Annotated in this window: 18 protein-coding genes; 8 read left to right on the top strand and 10 right to left on the bottom strand. The window is 61.0% G+C overall.

The features are described 5' to 3' along the window. Positions 1-365: 365 nt before the first annotated feature. Positions 366-1,247 carry a recombinase family protein gene (locus P73_RS24055; protein ID WP_043872361.1) on the bottom strand — a complete coding sequence of 294 codons (882 nt, stop codon included), beginning with the start codon at positions 1,245-1,247 and terminating at the stop codon, positions 366-368. Between the two features lie 226 nt (positions 1,248-1,473). On the opposite strand from P73_RS24055, the gene P73_RS24050 reads away from it, so the two are divergent. After that, positions 1,474-2,544 (top strand): hypothetical protein, encoded by a 1,071-nt coding sequence (locus tag P73_RS24050; protein WP_043872360.1) that lies wholly within the window; start codon positions 1,474-1,476, stop codon positions 2,542-2,544. Positions 2,545-2,601: 57 nt separating this feature from the next. Here the strand turns inward: P73_RS24050 and P73_RS24045 are convergent, their stop codons facing one another. Continuing rightward, positions 2,602-3,018, bottom strand: coding sequence for a MerR family transcriptional regulator (locus P73_RS24045; protein ID WP_043772414.1), 417 nt, complete (start codon positions 3,016-3,018; stop codon positions 2,602-2,604). A gap of 75 nt (positions 3,019-3,093) precedes the next feature. Between P73_RS24045 and P73_RS24040 the strand changes: the two genes are divergently transcribed. From P73_RS24040 to P73_RS24010, 7 genes are all read left to right on the top strand, one after another. Beyond that, positions 3,094-3,483, top strand: coding sequence for a mercuric transporter MerT family protein (locus tag P73_RS24040; RefSeq protein WP_043772411.1), 390 nt, complete (start codon positions 3,094-3,096; stop codon positions 3,481-3,483). A gap of 18 nt (positions 3,484-3,501) precedes the next feature. Next, on the top strand, positions 3,502-3,807 hold the full coding sequence (locus tag P73_RS24035; protein WP_038068071.1) for a heavy-metal-associated domain-containing protein: 306 nt from the start codon (positions 3,502-3,504) through the stop codon (positions 3,805-3,807). A gap of 4 nt (positions 3,808-3,811) precedes the next feature. After that, positions 3,812-4,045, top strand: a complete 234-nt coding sequence (gene merF, locus P73_RS24030; RefSeq protein ID WP_082033411.1) for a mercury resistance system transport protein MerF — start codon at positions 3,812-3,814, stop codon at positions 4,043-4,045. A gap of 4 nt (positions 4,046-4,049) precedes the next feature. Continuing rightward, the gene (merA, locus tag P73_RS24025; protein WP_043772569.1) at positions 4,050-5,474 is read left to right on the top strand and encodes a mercury(II) reductase; all 1,425 of its coding nucleotides are present in this window, start codon (positions 4,050-4,052) and stop codon (positions 5,472-5,474) included. A 224-nt stretch (positions 5,475-5,698) separates the two neighbouring features. Further along, positions 5,699-7,333: a Mu transposase C-terminal domain-containing protein gene (locus P73_RS24020; RefSeq protein ID WP_074743447.1), complete on the top strand. Its 1,635-nt coding sequence runs from the start codon at positions 5,699-5,701 to the stop codon at positions 7,331-7,333. Then, positions 7,293-8,216, top strand: a complete 924-nt coding sequence (locus P73_RS24015; RefSeq protein ID WP_275451668.1) for a TniB family NTP-binding protein — start codon at positions 7,293-7,295, stop codon at positions 8,214-8,216. Before P73_RS24020 ends, P73_RS24015 begins: the two co-directional genes overlap by 41 nt. Beyond that, a complete protein-coding gene (locus P73_RS24010; protein WP_043872356.1) occupies positions 8,213-8,992 on the top strand; it encodes a TniQ family protein in 780 nt (259 codons plus the stop codon). Before P73_RS24015 ends, P73_RS24010 begins: the two co-directional genes overlap by 4 nt. A gap of 60 nt (positions 8,993-9,052) precedes the next feature. On the opposite strand, the gene istB is transcribed toward P73_RS24010, so the two are convergent. The 8 genes from istB to P73_RS25410 all read right to left on the bottom strand — a co-directional run bounded on the left by istB (position 9,053) and on the right by P73_RS25410 (position 17,114). After that, entirely contained in the window at positions 9,053-9,919 is an 867-nt protein-coding gene (gene istB, locus P73_RS24005; RefSeq protein WP_043872355.1) for an IS21-like element helper ATPase IstB, read from the bottom strand. After that, positions 9,916-11,442: an IS21 family transposase gene (istA, locus tag P73_RS24000; protein WP_043872354.1), complete on the bottom strand. Its 1,527-nt coding sequence runs from the start codon at positions 11,440-11,442 to the stop codon at positions 9,916-9,918. Before istA ends, istB begins: the two co-directional genes overlap by 4 nt. Positions 11,443-11,704: 262 nt before the next feature. Further along, the gene (locus P73_RS23995; protein WP_245629306.1) at positions 11,705-12,508 is read right to left on the bottom strand and encodes an IS110 family RNA-guided transposase; all 804 of its coding nucleotides are present in this window, start codon (positions 12,506-12,508) and stop codon (positions 11,705-11,707) included. A 194-nt stretch (positions 12,509-12,702) separates the two neighbouring features. After that, complete coding sequence (locus P73_RS23990; RefSeq protein WP_043872353.1) at positions 12,703-13,782, bottom strand: TrbL/VirB6 family protein; 1,080 nt, start codon at positions 13,780-13,782, stop codon at positions 12,703-12,705. 6 nt (positions 13,783-13,788) lie between these two features. Beyond that, entirely contained in the window at positions 13,789-14,193 is a 405-nt protein-coding gene (locus P73_RS25420) for a hypothetical protein (RefSeq protein ID WP_074743445.1), read from the bottom strand. Positions 14,194-14,578: 385 nt separating this feature from the next. After that, positions 14,579-15,607, bottom strand: coding sequence for an IS110 family RNA-guided transposase (locus tag P73_RS23985; RefSeq protein WP_043867978.1), 1,029 nt, complete (start codon positions 15,605-15,607; stop codon positions 14,579-14,581). Positions 15,608-15,709: 102 nt separating this feature from the next. Further along, a protein-coding gene (locus P73_RS25415) for an IS5 family transposase (RefSeq protein WP_144401212.1) occupies positions 15,710-16,467 on the bottom strand; the annotation gives its coding sequence in 2 pieces (ribosomal slippage) (positions 15,710-16,146 and positions 16,146-16,467; 759 coding nt in all). A gap of 62 nt (positions 16,468-16,529) precedes the next feature. Next, a complete protein-coding gene (locus P73_RS25410; RefSeq protein ID WP_074743514.1) occupies positions 16,530-17,114 on the bottom strand; it encodes a maleylpyruvate isomerase N-terminal domain-containing protein in 585 nt (194 codons plus the stop codon). Positions 17,115-17,117: the final 3 nt, after the last annotated feature.

Here is a 17,117-nt window from a genome sequence, read left to right as displayed (position 1 = left end):
GTTCTGCCGCCTCTCATGGCCTTTGCTAAGGCTCTTTGTCGTTCTGACGGTCGAAGCCGCGTCTGACGCGTTTTGCCGTCAGAACGGAAATGCCACGAACATCTGAGTCCGGCAAGAAGAATCTAGATGTAGTGGAAAAGTTATCCACAGCACCAATTTGGTCGCGCGGGGCTTGCGCTAGATAACGCATTGATTACCAACGATAAAGACCGTGTCTGGCGCAGCCGATACCCTTCGAGATATTTTCTGCTCGCGCGAACTAACCCCAAGGCTATGTTGGATATTTGCGTAGTTTTCGTCCAACTGAGGCGATGATTCTGGAAGATTTGGGCCAACGAACAGAGTGGTTTACCGACCATTAGCGCCTACAAAAGGCCGAGGCGCTCTGCCCGCTCCAGTAGCATTCTGACTGAGGAAGGCTGCCAGCTGGTGCGACCGCGAGGGGTGCGCTCACGCATGGATTCCAGTCGGTCGCAGATTGCCTGCAAGGTGATCTCGGGGTCAGCACCTTTGATTGCGGCGACAATCGCAGGCAGGCGATCGTCGGTTTCGCGACGTCCAGCGCGTCCAAGCACTTCAGCAGGCAGGAATCCGTCCGCCACGTATGCCTTCACGGCGCGGAGCAGGCGGCTTTGCGTCCAGCGCCGATCATGGGGCAGGGGGCCATTGATGATACGCAGCACGTCTTCCCAGGCCATATCCGGCCGCAGGCGGCGTACATGGGGCACCCAATCCTGCGCTGTCTCGTGCAAGCGCTCCATGTAGCCGTCCTGTCGTGCCAACCGCACCTTGCGCAGCGCTTCAGGGTCCTTGGCGCGAAGACCTGGGTTGCCGCCGACGCGGCCCTTTGAGCGTGCCGAGGCAAGTCCAGCTTTGGTACGCTCGCGGATCAGGGCGCGTTCGAACTCAGCCGCAGCGCCCAGAACCTGCAACGTGAACTTGCCCTGAGGCGAGGCAGTGTCGATCGGGTCCTGGAGCGAGCGGAAGAACGCCCCCTTGTCCTCCAGTCTTTCGATCACCTCAAGTAGGTGCGACAAAGACCGCGCAAGCCGGTCGATCCGCACGACGACCAGCGTGTCGCCCTTGCCAATCCGCTCCAGCACACGTGCAAGCACGGGCCGCGCGCGATTGCCGCCCGAGGCGTGCTCTTCAAAGATCTCGGTGCATCCCGCAGACTGCAGTGCTTCAGACTGGGGCAGGGGGGTCTGATCCTCGGTGGAGACGCGCGCATAGCCAATCAGGGGCATGAAACTGGGCCGTTTGCAATTTAATATATCGCCAATAAACGACCGTTTGTAAACGAATGCAAGAGCGTGCTCTGTGGCACTGCTCATCAGAAACCCCTTAGTTTGCATAGGCTGAGCGCGATCAGAGAGTTCTGGCAGACCGTGCCGCGCGCATGCAATATAAGGAGCGCGGGCGCATTCCGACAAAACCCTTGGGTAAAAAGCAAAATTCCAGTATTTTGCACATATGAAGCCTCAAGTGCCTGCCTTTCATGATGAATCGGACGCTCTCTTCCTCGACGCTGAGGAGGTGGAACAGTCGTCCGAAGACGATCTTTGGTTCCTGCCCGGTCCGATGGAAGAGGAGCCGGATTACTTGCCACCAGGACCACGGGCCGAACTGCGTGAAGGCGAGGTCCTCGACGATTGGCGGAAAGCAGAGGCAGGTCATGCCGCGCGTCTTGCCCGTGTGGCCGGTCGCGTCGGCGCGCTGGACGACCGCCTGAAGCGCAGCCCGGAAGGATGGCGGCACAGGCTTGCCCTGATCGAGGCTGCCGACCTCAGCTGGTTCGCGGGTGACCGCATTGGCCCGGATCGCATTGCTATTTGGATATCCATGCGCCTGTCAGGCGTTCAAGAGGACCCCGCAGCACTGGCGCGTGTCGGTTGGGCGGTACGTCGTCTGACAGGGGGACCAGGCCCAGAGGTGGACCTTTCTGCCTTCCTCGATCGTCGCGATCCCGAGAACATGGTCGATGACGCCGAGCCTTTCGCGGATCGCGCGGGCGGTTGGCTGAACCTGATGGCGCAAGCCGCCGAGCTGCACCCGATAACCCGTGCCTGCGCGGGTTATCACCTCTGGAGCCTTGCGGGCCTTGGGCAGCAGGGCGATCGAATGGAAGCGGCAGTCACGGCCGCGCGGATCGCGGCCAGCGAGGGCAAGGGAGCAGTCTTTGCACCTCTGGCCATGGGTGGGGCAGGGGGGCTGCGCGCTGGCGGCCCACCCGCTGATCGTTTGGCGCGTTGGCTTGAGGGGATGGAGACGGCATGTCTGACAGCAATGCGGCACCTAGACGATGTCGAAGCATGGTCAGCGCGGGCGGAAGCCGAAATGACACCGCTTTCGGGCAAGACCCCGCGCGCCTTGCGCGCTGTGCTTACCGAATGGCCCCTTGTCTCTACCCCGATGGGCGAGGTCCTGACCAACGCTAGCCGTGCCGCCGTTCAACGCAATATTGCCTGGATGGAAGCGCGAGGCCTGATCCGCGAGGTGACCGGCCAGGGGCGATTCAAGATATGGGTAGCGGCACGATCTTGAATCTTCCAGTTCGATGCATGGGAGCTTCAAGAGTTCGGGAAGTTCGTGTCATAGTTTTCAGTTTCCAGAAATCGCGTCGAGCACCGGACAGTTGGGGACTTCGGCGCCAGAACACCTGGATGCCGTTGCAGCGAGGACGGATTCGATCCGCCGGAGATCCGCGATCTTCGCCCGCACGTCCGCAAGGTGACGTTTTGTCCGCTCCTTGACCTCGGCGCAGGTCGGCGCGGCACCATCGTCGAGCCCCATCAGCCCGCGAATGTCCTCCATCGAGAACCCGAGCTCGCGGGCGCGCAGGATGAAGCGAAGGCGCGTGGCGTGTGCGGCGGAATATATCCGGTAGCCTGCGGCGCTGCGCGGCGGGTCGGGCAGCAGGCCGGTTTTCTCGTAATAGCGGATCGTCTCGATGTTGCATCCGGTCGCCCGGGCCAGGTCGCCGCGTGTTAAGCTGCTCTCGCTTTCGTGATCGATCATGGGGGTTTTCCTCTTGAGCCTGTAGCTACTACAGACCCTACACCCATCGTCAACCACAGACGAAAGGTGCGCGACATGGCGCTGACAGACGACAGAACTGACACCTCAGCAGCGGATCGCCCCGCCCGAAAGGGCTGGCTTGCGGCGGGCGGGGTGATGGGCGCCTTTCTCGCCTCGGCCTGCTGTGTCGGACCATTGGTGCTGCTGACCCTCGGTATCTCGGGGGCCTGGATCAGCAACCTGACGGCGCTGGAGCCCTTCAAGCCGATCTTCGCCGTGATTTCGCTCGGCTTCATCGGGGCGGGATTCCGGCAGGTCTATTTCCGCAAACCGACCGTCTGCGAGCCCGGTTCCTACTGCGCGCGCCCATCCTCGGCGCGCATCACCAAGTCCGCTCTCTGGACCTCCCTGATCCTCGTCCTCGCTGCACTCACCATCGACTGGTGGGCTCCGCTTCTCTACTGATCTCGAAAGGACACCCTCATGAAGACGATCCTTGCCCTTGTTCTGTTCGGCCTGACCGCCACAGCACCCATCACGGCCATCCCTGCCGTCGCGCAAACCGTCGCCGCCGAGCAGACCCTCACCTTCGCGGTGGACAATATGACCTGTGCGCTGTGTCCGGTCACCGTGAAGCGCGCGATGGAGGGCGTCGAAGGCGTGCACGCGGTCGAGATCGACTTCGAGGCGCGCACCGCTACTGTCGTCTTCGACACCGCCGCGACCAGCGCAGAGGCGATCGCCACCGCGTCGGCCAATGCAGGCTACCCGGCGCGCGTCTCGGGTTGACGGGATGACCGAGCGGACAGACCGCAAGCTGATTGCAACAGGTGTCGTCGGCACCGTCATCGCAGCGCTCTGCTGCTTCACGCCGATCCTGGTCGTTCTTCTCGGCGCCGTGGGCCTGTCGGCCTGGCTGGGTTGGCTCGACTATGTGCTGCTGCCCGCGCTGGCGTTTTTAATCGGCCTAACCATCTATGCCGTCTGGCGGCGGCAGCGGCGCAGGGCATCTCAAGAAAATGGATGAGTTCATGAAATTCGAAACCAAGGCGCCCACGGGCGATTTCGACCTCGCCGTGATCGGCGCCGGATCGGCTGGCTTCTCCGCCGCGATCACCGCCGCCGAGGGCGGCAAGCGCGTCGCGCTGATCGGGCATGGGACCATCGGCGGCACCTGCGTGAACGTGGGCTGCGTGCCCTCCAAGACGATGATCCGCGCTGCGGAAGCCCTGCACAGTGCGCAGTCGGCGCATCGTTTCCCGGGCCTCAGCGGAGAGGCGCAGGTCGCCGACTGGTCGGCGCTGGTTGCGGCCAAGGACGATCTTGTCGCTACACTGCGCCAGAAGAAGTACGCCGATCTGCTGCCGGGCTACGAGGGTGTGACCTATCTCGACGAGGGTCCAGGCCGTCTCGTCCCCGGCGGGGTCGAGGTCGGCGGGCGCAGGATCACGGCTCCCAAGGTGATCGTCGCCACCGGCGGTCGACCGGCCAGGCCCGACATCCCTGGGGTCCGGGACGTACCAACGCTCGACAGCACGTCGCTGCTGGATCTGGACCAGTTGCCCGAAAGCCTGATCTTCCTCGGCGGCGGCTATATCGGCGTGGAGCTGGCGCAGATGATGGCGCGGATGGGCACGCGGGTTACCATCGTCTGCCGTTCGCGCCTGTTGCCGCGCACCGAGCCGGAGGTGGCGCAAGCGCTCACCGAGGTCTTGCGCGCCGGGAGTGTCACGGTTCTTGACGGCGCAACCTATCACGCCGCGCGGCGCGACGGAGACCGTGCGGTGCTGACCGTGACGGTGAATGGCGCGGAGCGCGAACTGACGGCCGACCGCCTCGTCCTGACGACGGGGCGCGCCGCCAACACCGAGGGGCTGGGCCTCGCGGAGATGGGCGTCGAGACCGACGCACGCGGTGCGATCCGGGTTGGCGACGACATGCAGACCACAAAGCCCGGGATCTTTGCCGCGGGTGACGTCACGGACCGCGATCAATTCGTTTATATGGCCGCCTATGGCGCCAAGTTGGCCGCCCGCAACGCCGTCATGGGCGGGGCCGAACAATACGACAATGCGGCGATGCCCTGGGTGGTGTTCACTGATCCGCAGGTCGCCGGGGTCGGGCTGACTGAGGCGCAGGCGCGCGCGGCGGGTCATGACGTCAAGACCAGCGTGCTGACCCTCGACAACGTGCCTCGCGCGCTTGCCGCGCGCGATACGCGCGGGCTGATCAAGCTGGTCGCGGACCGGGCGACAGACCGTCTGCTTGGCGGCGTGATCATGGCGCCGGAGGGGGCAGACAGCGTGCAGACGCTGGTCATGGCGCTTAAGATCGGTATGACGACGAAGGCACTCGGCGAGACGATCTTCCCCTATCTGACAACGGTCGAGGGGCTGAAACTCGCCGCGCAGACTTTCGACAAGGATGTCGCGAAGCTGTCGTGCTGCGCTGGATGAAACGAGCAGATTTATCCAGCTTGGACCCTCAAGCGTGTCTAAGACGAGCAAGGCAGGCGAAATGACCCCACTTTCGGGTGTCGCGTAGCCCTTAATTGTGAGATGAGAAATCCAACGAAATCAACGGCTGTGCTTTGCCCTTAAATATGAGATTTTGCCTTTTATTCCGATATTTTTACCCTTAAACCTGCGACAGGGTTCACAGACATGTGCGGCAATTTTCGATGGATGATGATGGCGAAGACTCCGTTGCTGTTGGTGCGGAAGATTCGCGCAGGGCCGCCGTGCTGCGCCCGCTTGTCCAAGCATATCTTAAAGGAACTGACAGCCTGGAAAGTGGCGTCAATGACGCCGTTTGGGAGCTTGGTGTCAGCAGGGCGACGGTCTGGCGCTGGATAAAACGGCTGGTCGAAGAAGGTGGACGCACCAGTGCCCTGGCTCCGCGGAAACGGGGCCGGCCAGTCGGTACGGCCTTGATATCAAGCAAGGTCGAAGCGGTGATCGAAGAACATCTGCGCCGTTATTTCTTGCGCCGGGAGCGTTCGAGCCTGTCGCGCGTCGTGACAGAAATCCGTAGCGCGTGCTGGCAACAGGGCTTGCAGGCGCCGACACGGCGGACGGTTCAGCGTCGTCTGGATGCGATGGATGCCCGCGAAGTTGCGAAGGCACGAGAGGGCGCAAAAGCGGCCCGCCAAAAATTTGCGCCGGTCATAGGTAGGAACAAGGCCTGTGTGCCACTGGAGATCGTCCAAATTGATCATACGCCGGCGGACATCATTCTTGTCGATAGCTTTGAACGCCAACCAATTGGGCGGCCTTGGGTCACTCTGGCGATCGACATCGCAACGCGGATGGTAACCGGATACTACACTTCTCTCGAGGCGCCTTCGCGATTGTCAGTAGCGCTTTGCCTGACACAGGCGGTGGCCCCCAAGGCGGAACTTCTGGCGGAATTGGCGTGCAATATTCCTTGGCCCGCACAGGGCAAACCGCTCAGCCTGCACGTCGACAATGGCCGCGATTTCCGGTCGCGGGCCTTTCGTTCGGCATGCGCGGAATGGGGGATCGATCTGGTCTATCGGCCGCCGGGAAGTCCTCACTTCGGAGGTCACATCGAACGGTTGATCGGGACGATGATGGGGGCCGTCCACCTGTTGCCGGGAACAACGCAATCCTCGATCGCGACCAAGGGCGACTATGATGCCGAAGGCATGGCCACGATGACGTTGAGCGAATTCGATCGTTGGTTTGCTTTGGAAATCTGCCGTTACAACAACAGAATACATTCAAGTCTTGGCTGCACGCCCGTTGCCAAATGGGAGGCGCTCTCAGAGCAAATGACGGGCGACATCCCCTTCGAGATGGACGCCTTTCAGGTGAGCTTCCTGCCGAGCGAACTGCGCAAGGTCAGGCGGGACGGTATCCATCTGTTCCAGATACGGTACTGGTCCGATGCCCTGGCAGGTCACATTGGGCGCGGGGATGGAAAGGTGGTCGTCCGCTACGATCCTCGCGATATCTCAATGATCTGGGTTGAATTAGACGATGGCCGATTTGTTGAGGCGCGTTACAGAAACCTGGAAATTCCGCCAGCGTCCCTCTGGGAATATCGCGAAGCCATGAGGAAGGCTCGGGCCCTTGGCAAGTCCGGGTCCAATGAGCTGGTTCTGGCTGAGCTGATCCGACAGCAACGCCAGATCGAGGCTGAAAGCCGGGGCCTGACGAAGGCCGAACGCAGAACCCGTGAACGAAAAGGGGCATTGCAGGGCGCCAACTCGGCCGTTTCGTCAACCGAAGGGCTGCGCCCGATCGACACGGGTGATACATCGCGCCCATTGTTCAAGGTGGAGAGATGGTGAATTGAGGGCAGGGACAACTGAAGAAGACGGTCGGATCGCCCTCATTCAATCAGACATCTGGATCGGCTTTCCACGGGCCGAACAGGTGTTGGACCGCTTGCAGGGTATGATCGAAGCGCCACGGCAAACCCGTATGCCTGGGCTTCTTGTGCATGGTGCCTCCGGGATCGGGAAGACGATGATCGCCCGAAACCTGTCGCGCAAGTACGCACCAGACTACGATCCTGCGTCAGGCATTACCCGCACACCGCTGCTGCTTCTGCAAGCGCCGCCTGCGCCTGACGAACGGCGGTTCTACCTGCACATCCTGGCCGCCGTCGGCGCCCCGGCGACGGCACTGAGCGCCCGCGCTCAAAATGTGGCTTCCCTCGAAGTCCGCGTCATCGCGCTCCTACGCGACCTTGGCCTTCGGATGATCATGATCGACGAGGTTCACAACCTCTTGGCCGGGACCCACCGCGAACAGCGCCGCTTTCTCAATGTTCTGCGGTATCTCAGCAATGAACTCGAAGTATCGCTGGTCTGCCTCGGGGTCAGCGAGGCCGTCGATGCCATCCGTGGTGATATCCAGCTTGCCAGGCGGCTGGACGAACATCACCTGCCAAACTGGCGCGACGATGCCGAGTTCTCGGACATGATCCAGACACTCATCGCGGCAATGCCTCTCGAGAAGAAATCCAATCTGAAGGTCAAGTCGCTCAAGCAGATACTTGCGCTGACCGGTGGGGTGACCTCGCGCATCTTCGCCCTGATCAAGGATCTTTCCATAGACGCCATTGGCACAGGTGAGGAATGCATCACTGATGACGCGATCGCGAAATGGACACCGGTTTGGTCGCGCCATGCAAACTCCCATCGGCGGCTGGAAAAGTCCGGGGTGTGAAGCCGCGCCCGCTGCCGAAAACTGTCACGCCGCTGCCAGACGAGCTGTTGTCAGGTTGGCTATCTCGGCTGGCTGCGACCAACTACTGTGATGACACGGAACTGCTGGCTCATATACAAATCGATTACGTGCATGGCACTGCCTTGGACTTCAGCATCGACGCGGCTACGGCAGAGAAGATTGCCAATGCCGCACGTGTCGACCCAGATGTCGTGCGATCTTTGGCCTTTCCGGCGATGACAGCACGAGAAGCTTCGCTGACGGCTCAGATACCATTCCAGCATTGCATGCAATGCTCCCGAGAGGGCCTTTCGCTCAGGCATTGGAGGCGGGCCTGGGCATTTGACTGCCAATTCTGCGGGACGAGACTTGTGCAGACCCTTGGCAAACCCGGTGAGGAACAAATATCCGGAAAACTGATATACCGAGCGCGCCGCGGGGCAGGGATGCTTGAGTGCGCCGCGCGATCGCGCGGCCCCAAGCAACTTCGGCGCGCAATGCGCGCAGTCACCTTTGCCATGTCACTCAAAACCTTCCGCGGGGATCCGTCGTTCGCTGTCCAGAACCCCAGATCGGAAGTTAGGCTGTTCTGCCTCGCCGCAATCGCCGCCGCTCGATCCCATCCCTTGGCTAAGGCAGCCATCGTCAGCAAAAGCATCGACGACTATGCAAGGGTTGCTCTCTTGCGCGCCTTCGAGAAGGAACAGCGCCTGCTTGCTGCGGTTGATCACATCGCGCAAAGGCGCGTGTGGCGCGACATCGCAGTTGAGTGCTGAGCGACATCGCAGGTGGATGACGGTGACGTTTTTTGACGGTGCCGGTTTGCGGCCGTCAGATCAAGTTTCGATGTCGCTGCTCAATGTCGCTGGCTGCGAGTTGTCCTTCGCTGTGGCGATCTCCTTTTCGGGCTGTTGTTTGTCGCGGTCATCTTCGATGTCGCTTAGCGATGTCGCGGCGGCATAGGCGGCACGGCGTCGGTAGCTTTCGACGTTCATCTCGAAGATTGTTGCATGGTGAACGAGCCGATCGATGGCGGCGATGGTCATCGCCCTGTCGGGGAAGATGGCGTCCCAACCACTGAACGGCTGATTGGCCGTGATCATGATAGAGCGCCGCTCGTATCGTGCGGAGATGAGCTCGAAGAGGGCGCTGGTCTCGGCCTGATCCTTTCGCACGTACGACAGGTCGTCGAGGATGAGCAGGTCGAACTTGTCGAGCTTCGCGATCTCCTGAGAGAGTGCTAGGTCCTGCCGCGCCACTTGCAGGCGTTGGACCAGGTCCGACGTCCTTGCCATAAGCACACGGTACCCTCGTTGGATGAGTTCGTATCCGATGGCCCCCGCGAGGTGCGTCTTGCCCGAGCCGGGCGGGCCGAAGGCCAGCAAATTGTGCCCTGCCTGCAGCCAGCTGTCGCCTTCGACCAGCGCTCTGACGCGGGCCTGGCTCAAGGTGGGTACCGCCAGGAAGTCGAAGGCGTCGAGCGTTTTCCCTTGTGGCAGCCTTGCAGCGGCAAGATGGCGTTGGATGCGGCGCTGTTCCCGCTCGCTCAGCTCCAGCTCGCACAGCGCCGCCAGCAAGCGTTCGGCCGGCCAACCCTCCTTGTCGGCACGGGTGCAGAACTCCGGCCAGAGGCGGGCGACCGTGGGCAGCCTGAGCGCCGTCAGTAGGGTCGGCAGTGTTGCGGTTTCCACGGTCATGCTCATGCGGCCGCTCCCTGTCCTTGGATCAGGTCATCGTAGCTGCCGGCAGAGGGGATGCAGACCGGGACATCGGGCCCACCATCGCCTTCGGGCCGCGTGAAGCGAGAGCGCAGGTCCCCGAGGACCGGAAGTTCGCCTCGGGCAAGGATTGCCGAGAGGGCCGCGGCCAATTCCGCCTCGCAGGTCTGATCATGGGCGAGCCACAGCAGGCCGACCATGATCCGGCAGGCTTGCCGCAGCGGTCCGGCAGCCGTCAGCGCGTCCCAGCATCGGCGGTATTCCGTGCGAGGGAAGAGCGCGTCGCGATAGGTCAGGTTGGCGAAGGCCTGAGGCTTGGCCCGCAAGCTGTGGATGACGTGATGGTAGCTAACGACATAGCCATGGCCGCCACGCCCACCGGCAGGCGGGCGCCCGCGCGGTAGGGTTTCGAGGGGTGTGCCGCCGAGGAACAGCTCCAGGCGATCATCGAAGATGCGTAGCTTCAGCTCGTAGCCGATCAGGCGAGAGTGAACGGTGTAGAACACCTTTCGGAACACGAAGCCGCCCGACGAGGTCACCCGCACGCGTGCCTCATCGTAATCACAGCTACGGCGCGCCGGAAGCGGCTGCAGATGTGGCCGTTCGACCCTCAGGCGGTCCCGATGCCGTGCATTGTGGCGCGCGACGACCTGGGCAACGAAGTGTCGCCAGTCGTTCAACTCACCGAAGTCATGACTGCCACGCAGCAGCAGGGCCTGCTCCAAGCGGGTCTTGAGATGTCCGTGCCGGCTCTCGATAGACCCGTTTTCGTGTGCAATGCCGCGATTGTTCCGGGTCGCTTCCATGCCGTAGTCGGCACACAGCGCGTCATAGCGTGTGCGCAGGTCCTCTCGGGCATCCCGATCGAGATTGGCGAAGGCGGCCGACAAGCTGTCCGTCCGATGTTCGCGCGGGGCGCCGCCGAGAAGCCATAGGGCGTTCTGCAATCCGCCAGCCAAGGCGGTGTAGCTCTCGCCGCCGAGCACCACCTCGGCATGCTCCCAGCCCGAGTGAACCAGGGTGAAGTGATAGATCCGATGCGCCAAGGGCACTCCGGCAATCGTGACGCCGAGCGCGCGCGCGTCGAAGAAGTCGGACATGCCCTCCCGTCCCGGCGGGTGTGACTGGCGGAAGATCACTTCCCTGTCCGGCCCGTGTTCGGCGCGCCAAAGCCGCATCCGGCGCTCCAAGGTGCGGCGCGCAGAGCTCAGGTCCCGGTCCGGATGACGGTACTGCATCTCTTCGAGCACCGCGATCGGCCGAAGGCCCGGTGTCGCTTCGATCAGCGGAACGATCTCTTCGTTCCACAGGCCGGCCAAAGGGTCGGGTTTGCCGCCTCCGTGTCGGCGCTCACGTCGTTTCTGAGATGGAGGGCGGGGGTCACGTTCGATCCGGGCTCCGGTGCTGACGCTGAAGCCGGCTTTGGCAGCCGCAATCTTTTGCGTGTGATGCTGTCGAAGGGTCATGTAATCCTCGTGTTGTCGGTCGGTGATGAAACGGCCGGGCATCCGATCCTCTTCTTGGTCGTCGAAGATCGGACCACCCTGACCGCCGTCACCGCCAACCGCACGGGGTAAACCCGCGCGAGATTTTGGGGGAAGCTACATCCGGGCTACGCCCGGCTTCCGCTTCCCCCAAAATCACCACCTGCAATGTCGCGCTGTTTCACCAGCGGTGTCGCTGCACAGGCGCGCGAGAAGCAAAGGCCCCATGACAGCCGCATCTCACAATTAAGGGCAAAAATTTTCGCCAAACGCGCCCCGTCTCAGATTAAAGGGCAACGTGACAGGATTGGTGTCGCTTTGGGGTCAGTCCAAGGAAGGCACCTATATCGGATGTCCGGCTGAACCGGCCCGGATCATCGACCAGGGCAATGAAACTGAGCGCATTCACCGGCCCGACGCCCGGAATGGTCATCAAACGGCGCGCGACGGGGTGCGCCTTGGCTTTTCTCTTCACGGCTTTGTCGAGATCATCAGCCGCCTGACACAGGGTCGAATGGGCCGCGATGAAGCCATCGGCGATCGCACGCAAAACCGGATCGGTCTCACCTGCCTCGGCTAGTTGGTCCCGGAAGGCCTGCCTTTGCCGTCCCTGGCCCATGCCAGTCATGCGGATGCCGAAGGTCTTCAGGACACCTCGGATGTGACCTTCGAGGTCTTTGCGTAGGCGGATCAGCCGCTCGCGCGCCCCGACCAAGGAGCGCAACCGGTCGGCCTCTTCGCTCCGGATATGCACCGGAGTGAACCAGCCGGTGCGGGCGAGCTGCGCCAGTCCTTCCGCGTCCGCCGCATCGGATTTGTTCAGCCGCGCCGACAGGCTCTTGTGCGCTTTGCGAGCATCGATGCATGTGGTGGGAAGGCCAAGCCTCGTCATCCCGCGCTGCAGCCAGATAGAAAGCATCCCGCTCTCATGCACGATCCGGTGTGGCGTGAACGATCGGTTGCGAAACCAACCTGCAACGCCTTCCGGGTCCGCAGGACACGTCCCGCGCGCGATGGTCTTGCCATCATGATCGACAACGCAGATCGAAATTTCTTTCAGTGACACATCCAAACCAGCATAATGTTCCATAGGTCGTTCTCCTCACGGCTTATATCCATGAGGCCAACATACCGGACCTCGTTCGCCACTAGAGAGCGACCGCCGCAATCACACCATGTCGTTTTTGGCCGACCGCCCGACTCCACCCTGGATCAGTCACTTAACCAGGACAAAAACCCCCGGCAAAACCTTTGCGGTTTTGGCAGGTTTTTGTCACCTGGCCGTCACCGCCTGCCTAACCTCCCCAACCTTGAAAGCTGTGCCAGCATTCGGGCTCCCGTGCCGGTCCCGTCGCCGGGGGGAGCAGCGGTTGGCCCTCCCGCAGTATTGGGTCGGCTTGGCAACGCTTGGACACCTAAGAATTGGCGCGCGCGCAGGGCTGCGTATTCCGCCCCCGTCGCGCCCCCAATAGCGTAGCGGTTGTAGACCTGCTGGCTACCTGCAAGCCCTCTGGCAAAGGCATAGCTGCCGCCGAAGCCGGCCGAGAGCGCTGGCATCATGATGTTTCCAGAAATCGCCCGAACGAGAAAGGGCGTTACAATGATGAACCCCTTCGCCATCAGCACCATCATAAAGAACGGAATAAGCGCGCCGATGTTGGAGGCTCCTTCCGGATCGCCCAGCTCAGCAAGTAGCGCGCGAGAGACACCTGTGATCGTCGCGAACACGCCGGCAACGACAATCGGGTACATCGCAAAGGAGATCAGCGCCGAAAGCCAGCGCGCGAAATAGTCCTTGGTGACCTCGAACAGGGTCAAGAAGATCATCACTGGCGCTATGCCAATTAGCAGAGCGATCATGAGCCGGGACGCCACAACAATGAACGCCGCCAACCCGCCAAGAATCGAGAGCAGCAGAACCCCAAGAGTGTCAAGCAAGGCACCGGCCATCCAGTTCAGCTCGGACCCCGCAGCATTCAGATAGTCGCCGAGCGCTGCAATCAGTTCGTCAAATTCCTCTGCAAAGGTACCGGACGGGCCAGGTGATCCGCCGCCGACAGAAGCCACAAGGGCCCCGGCAATGCTGTCGATTCCGTTCAGTATTGCTGAGGCAAGCGCATTGAACTGGACCCAGTTGGCCGCGAAGACCCCTATCAGTCCGACCTTCACGGCCAGCCAAAAGGCAGTTCGGCCGTCCATGGCGCGATACTGGTAGATCATGTTGATGAAAACCAGAATGACAACCAGAGTTGTGCCCAGAACCAGCAACGTGCCGACCGTTGCTGCGACCGCACCAAACTGAGTTTCGGCGGCGGTATCTAGATACCCTTCGGCCGTTTCCACGAAGTAGGTGACGACACTCATGGATTGCTACCAGTTGCCAACTGCTTCGCAGATTGGCATGGCGGCGCGCCGCAGTTCATTTGCCTGCCGTCGGTATTCGGACGTCGCTTCGACAACGTCCCAGTATTTAGATGAAGCATAGCGCTTGGTGTAGAAGCGTACAGCGTCCTCCCAAGTTGGATACCGTGTGGGACAGTCGCAGTTTTGCGAGTCTACGACGCGCTCCATGCTTTGAGCCCGATATATCTGTTGGATCAAAAGGCGCTTATAGGATTCGCGCACATTGATGTTCTGCATCCATTCCGGCTCGGGTGGTTGGTCTGGGCAAACATTTGGGTGGTTGTCGAGCGTCGGGATCAGGTTCCGCTCCGCTACGCCAGCAGTTGTGCCAAAGATCAAGAGCAGGCCAGCGACTGCAATAGTCTGTGTCATTCCGATGCCGCCTTCATTGTACCAGTCTCACGCTTCAAGAAAGTGGTGTAGCCGTAGGCTCAGGACTTCGGTAACGGGGGCGTCCCAGTCAAGCGGTTTTGCGCACAACAATTGACCCGCCGTAGAGGTTACTTTGATATACTTGGTGCCGGTCCTGGCTTCCTTCGCGGCCTATAGCTGAGATCCTTGGGGAACATGCTTCGGTTCGTGGTCAGCGCGATGGCTGCCAACATGATGCTGGTTCGATGTAATTCCGATGTGCCCATCTCATAGGCGTGCTTGGCAAAAACCAGCGACAGTCCTGACCACGGCATCATCGGAACCACGTCCCTGCGGGACCTCAAAGGCCTGCGATCAGGCAGGCAACGGGTGGGGTGTCATCCTGTTAGGCAGGGTTTGGCGCCGCATCTGATTGGAAGGTTGTGCCATCGACCCAAATCCGATGCAGTATGACAGCGATGCGGCGTGCGAGGGCGACCATCGCAACTTTGCGTCCGCGCCGCTGCACGAGTTGGGCTCCCCACGTTCTCAGCCAAGTCGATCGGCCACGGTTCATCATGACAGTTGCAGCCTGGCACAACGCCCTTCTCAGATTGACATCGCCAGCTTTGGTTATACCACCCGACACGTCCCGTTCACCGGACTGGTTGCGTGAAGGCGTCAAACCAACCCAGGGTCCGACCCTTTTCGAAGACCGAAAGCGGGCCGGATCATCGACCGCAGCACGAAATGTCAGTGCTACGACGACACCGATTCCTGGCATCGACATAAGGCGTTGGCAAACCGGATCATCCCAGGCCAACCGCCGCACGCACTTTTCGAGATCGGCCAGTTCCTGTCGTAGGGACGCTCGGGCCCGCAGCATCGGTTCAGTCGCGGCTTCCAGCATCGGATTGCCATCTGCCAATTCCCGAATGCGTGTCTCGAACTTGCCGCGGGAGATCGCACCGACCTTGAGGCCAAAGTTCCGCAGCAATCCGCGCACCGACATTTCCAGAGCGATCATGTTCTGCTGGATAGCCTTTCGAGCGCCGAGAACTGCCCGGGTTTCCTGAGCAGAGACGGATTTACAGTGAACCGGGCGGAACCAGCCGAGATGAAGAAGGCGTGCAATCCCTTCTGCATCGCGGCGATCCGTCTTGATCGGCATCGCCTTCAACGCTCCTTTCACCTGGCGCGTTTCCATGAGCACCGCTTCCAGTCCAGCTTCGGTCAGCCCTCTGTGCAGCCATTGCGACAGTGGCCCGGCCTCCAGGCCAATCGCTGCGATACTGCCGTCAAGTTCGTCCAACCAATGCGCCAAAGCTTCCGGTTCACTTTCAGTCTCCGCCTCTTTGACGATCTGGCCATGCTCGCTGACCACACAAACTGCGGTCTTCGCCAACGACACATCCAATCCAATAAATAGCTTCATCCCGTCATCCTCCATCTGGGTTCAATACGGGAATGGCGACAGCGCGGTGCTGATCTGACAAGTGGCAACGGTCGTGCGTGACGCAGGCCCCGTTACAGCATCTCATAGCCAGAAGATGACGATAGCGGCGAGAGCGATGGCAGAGAGGAAGACCTTCGGGCATCGGTCGTAGCGCGTGGCAACGCGCCGCCAGTCCTTGAGCCTGCCGAACATGATCTCGATGCGGTTTCGGCGTTTGTAGCGGCGCTTGTCGTATTTGACGGTTGTGTTTCGCTGTTTCCGACCGGGGAAGCAGGCACGTATCCCCTTGTCCTTCAAAGCTTCCCGGAACCAGTCGGCATCGTAGCCGCGATCTCCGAGTTGCCAGTCGACGTCCGGCAGACTGTCACAAAGCGCTCGCGCACCGATGTAGTCGCTGACCTGTCCAGCCGTGACGAAAAGGTTGAGCGGACGTCCCTGGCTGTCGCAGATGGCATGAAGTTTCGTATTCATGCCGCCTTTAGTCCGCCCGATCAGGCGACCGCGCCCCCCTTTTTGACGCCCAGACTGGACGCCGTTCGGTGGGCCTTCAGATATGTGGCGTCGATCATCACGGTCTTCTTCTCGCCGTGCTCGGCAGCCAGCCCCGCCATCATCTTCGCGAAGATCCCCCTGTCGCTCCAGCGTTTCCACCGGTTGTAGAGCGTCTTATGGGGGCCATAGTCTTTCGGCGCATCTCGCCAACGCAACCCATTGCGATTGATGAAGATAATCCCGCTCAAGACGCGCCGGTCATCGACACGGGGTTTGCCATGGGACTTCGGGAAATAGGGTTCCAGACGCGCCATCTGCGCATCGCTCAGCCAGAAGAGATCAGACATATCACCGCTCAGTTTTCTCGCGGTGAATCATGCCCTTCCGCTGAGATCAATGGGTCCTGAGCCTAAAACGTGACAAGCCCAAGCTCCGATTGGATGTCTGGCGGAAAAACAGGCAAATCGGACAGTCTCACGCATACCGCAAGATGATACGCAGCCTTCCAAATCTTGTAAGCTCTCCGCAGAGGGAATTCCTGAATTGGTAAGGATGAATGGCCCCGAAACGAGATCACGCGTTTCCAGTCATCATTCACCAAATCACGATACTCGACATTCAAATGAACGGATGTGTGTTCATAGAGGTGGCGAATTGCGCGCGGGGGAAGTGTGGCAGCAAGGCGCAGGTCGGGCTTCCACGCTTCTTCCTCGTCCGTCAGGGGCTCGCGCAAGCTCTTCAACGCGATCGCCTGCATCCGTGCAGAATGGCACACATCGACGATCACATGTCTCCGTGACCATCCCTTTCGCAAGCTGGGTGCGTCTAGATCCACGTCGGATAACTCATTTAGTTTTCGGGCAAAGAACGCTGAACCACGCCTTGCGAGTAAAAGGTATTCGCCCGGAGCATCAGGGGCGTCGTATCGGGCACCTGCACCTTGGCGTGCTTTCAGGGCCTCAAGGCCGCTCTTATCTGATGCTCCAGGCGTCATTGC

The sequence above is a fragment of the Celeribacter indicus genome (assembly GCF_000819565.1).
Classification (GTDB): Bacteria; Pseudomonadota; Alphaproteobacteria; order Rhodobacterales; family Rhodobacteraceae; genus Celeribacter; species Celeribacter indicus.
The sequence above is the reverse complement of the archived record's forward strand: the minus strand, read 5'-3'. Positions and strand labels throughout refer to the sequence as shown.

Bases quoted from the DNA above. Each gene is read 5' to 3' on its own strand.
- P73_RS24040 (WP_043772411.1), top strand. From the start codon at position 3,094: ATGGCGCTGACAGACGACAGAACTGACACCTCAGCAGCGGATCGCCCC.
- istB (WP_043872355.1), bottom strand. From the start codon at position 9,919: ATGAGCATGACCGTGGAAACCGCAACACTGCCGACCCTACTGACGGCG.
- P73_RS25420 (WP_074743445.1), bottom strand. From the start codon at position 14,193: ATGACACAGACTATTGCAGTCGCTGGCCTGCTCTTGATCTTTGGCACA.
- merF (WP_082033411.1), top strand. From the start codon at position 3,812: ATGACCGAGCGGACAGACCGCAAGCTGATTGCAACAGGTGTCGTCGGC.
- istA (WP_043872354.1), bottom strand. From the start codon at position 11,442: ATGCCCGGCCGTTTCATCACCGACCGACAACACGAGGATTACATGACC.
- P73_RS25410 (WP_074743514.1), bottom strand. From the start codon at position 17,114: ATGACGCCTGGAGCATCAGATAAGAGCGGCCTTGAGGCCCTGAAAGCA.
- P73_RS23985 (WP_043867978.1), bottom strand. From the start codon at position 15,607: ATGAAGCTATTTATTGGATTGGATGTGTCGTTGGCGAAGACCGCAGTT.
- P73_RS24035 (WP_038068071.1), top strand. From the start codon at position 3,502: ATGAAGACGATCCTTGCCCTTGTTCTGTTCGGCCTGACCGCCACAGCA.
- P73_RS24020 (WP_074743447.1), top strand. From the start codon at position 5,699: ATGGATGATGATGGCGAAGACTCCGTTGCTGTTGGTGCGGAAGATTCG.
- P73_RS24050 (WP_043872360.1), top strand. From the start codon at position 1,474: ATGAAGCCTCAAGTGCCTGCCTTTCATGATGAATCGGACGCTCTCTTC.
- P73_RS24045 (WP_043772414.1), bottom strand. From the start codon at position 3,018: ATGATCGATCACGAAAGCGAGAGCAGCTTAACACGCGGCGACCTGGCC.
- P73_RS23990 (WP_043872353.1), bottom strand. From the start codon at position 13,782: ATGAGTGTCGTCACCTACTTCGTGGAAACGGCCGAAGGGTATCTAGAT.
- merA (WP_043772569.1), top strand. From the start codon at position 4,050: ATGAAATTCGAAACCAAGGCGCCCACGGGCGATTTCGACCTCGCCGTG.
- P73_RS23995 (WP_245629306.1), bottom strand. From the start codon at position 12,508: ATGGAACATTATGCTGGTTTGGATGTGTCACTGAAAGAAATTTCGATC.
- P73_RS24055 (WP_043872361.1), bottom strand. From the start codon at position 1,247: ATGCCCCTGATTGGCTATGCGCGCGTCTCCACCGAGGATCAGACCCCC.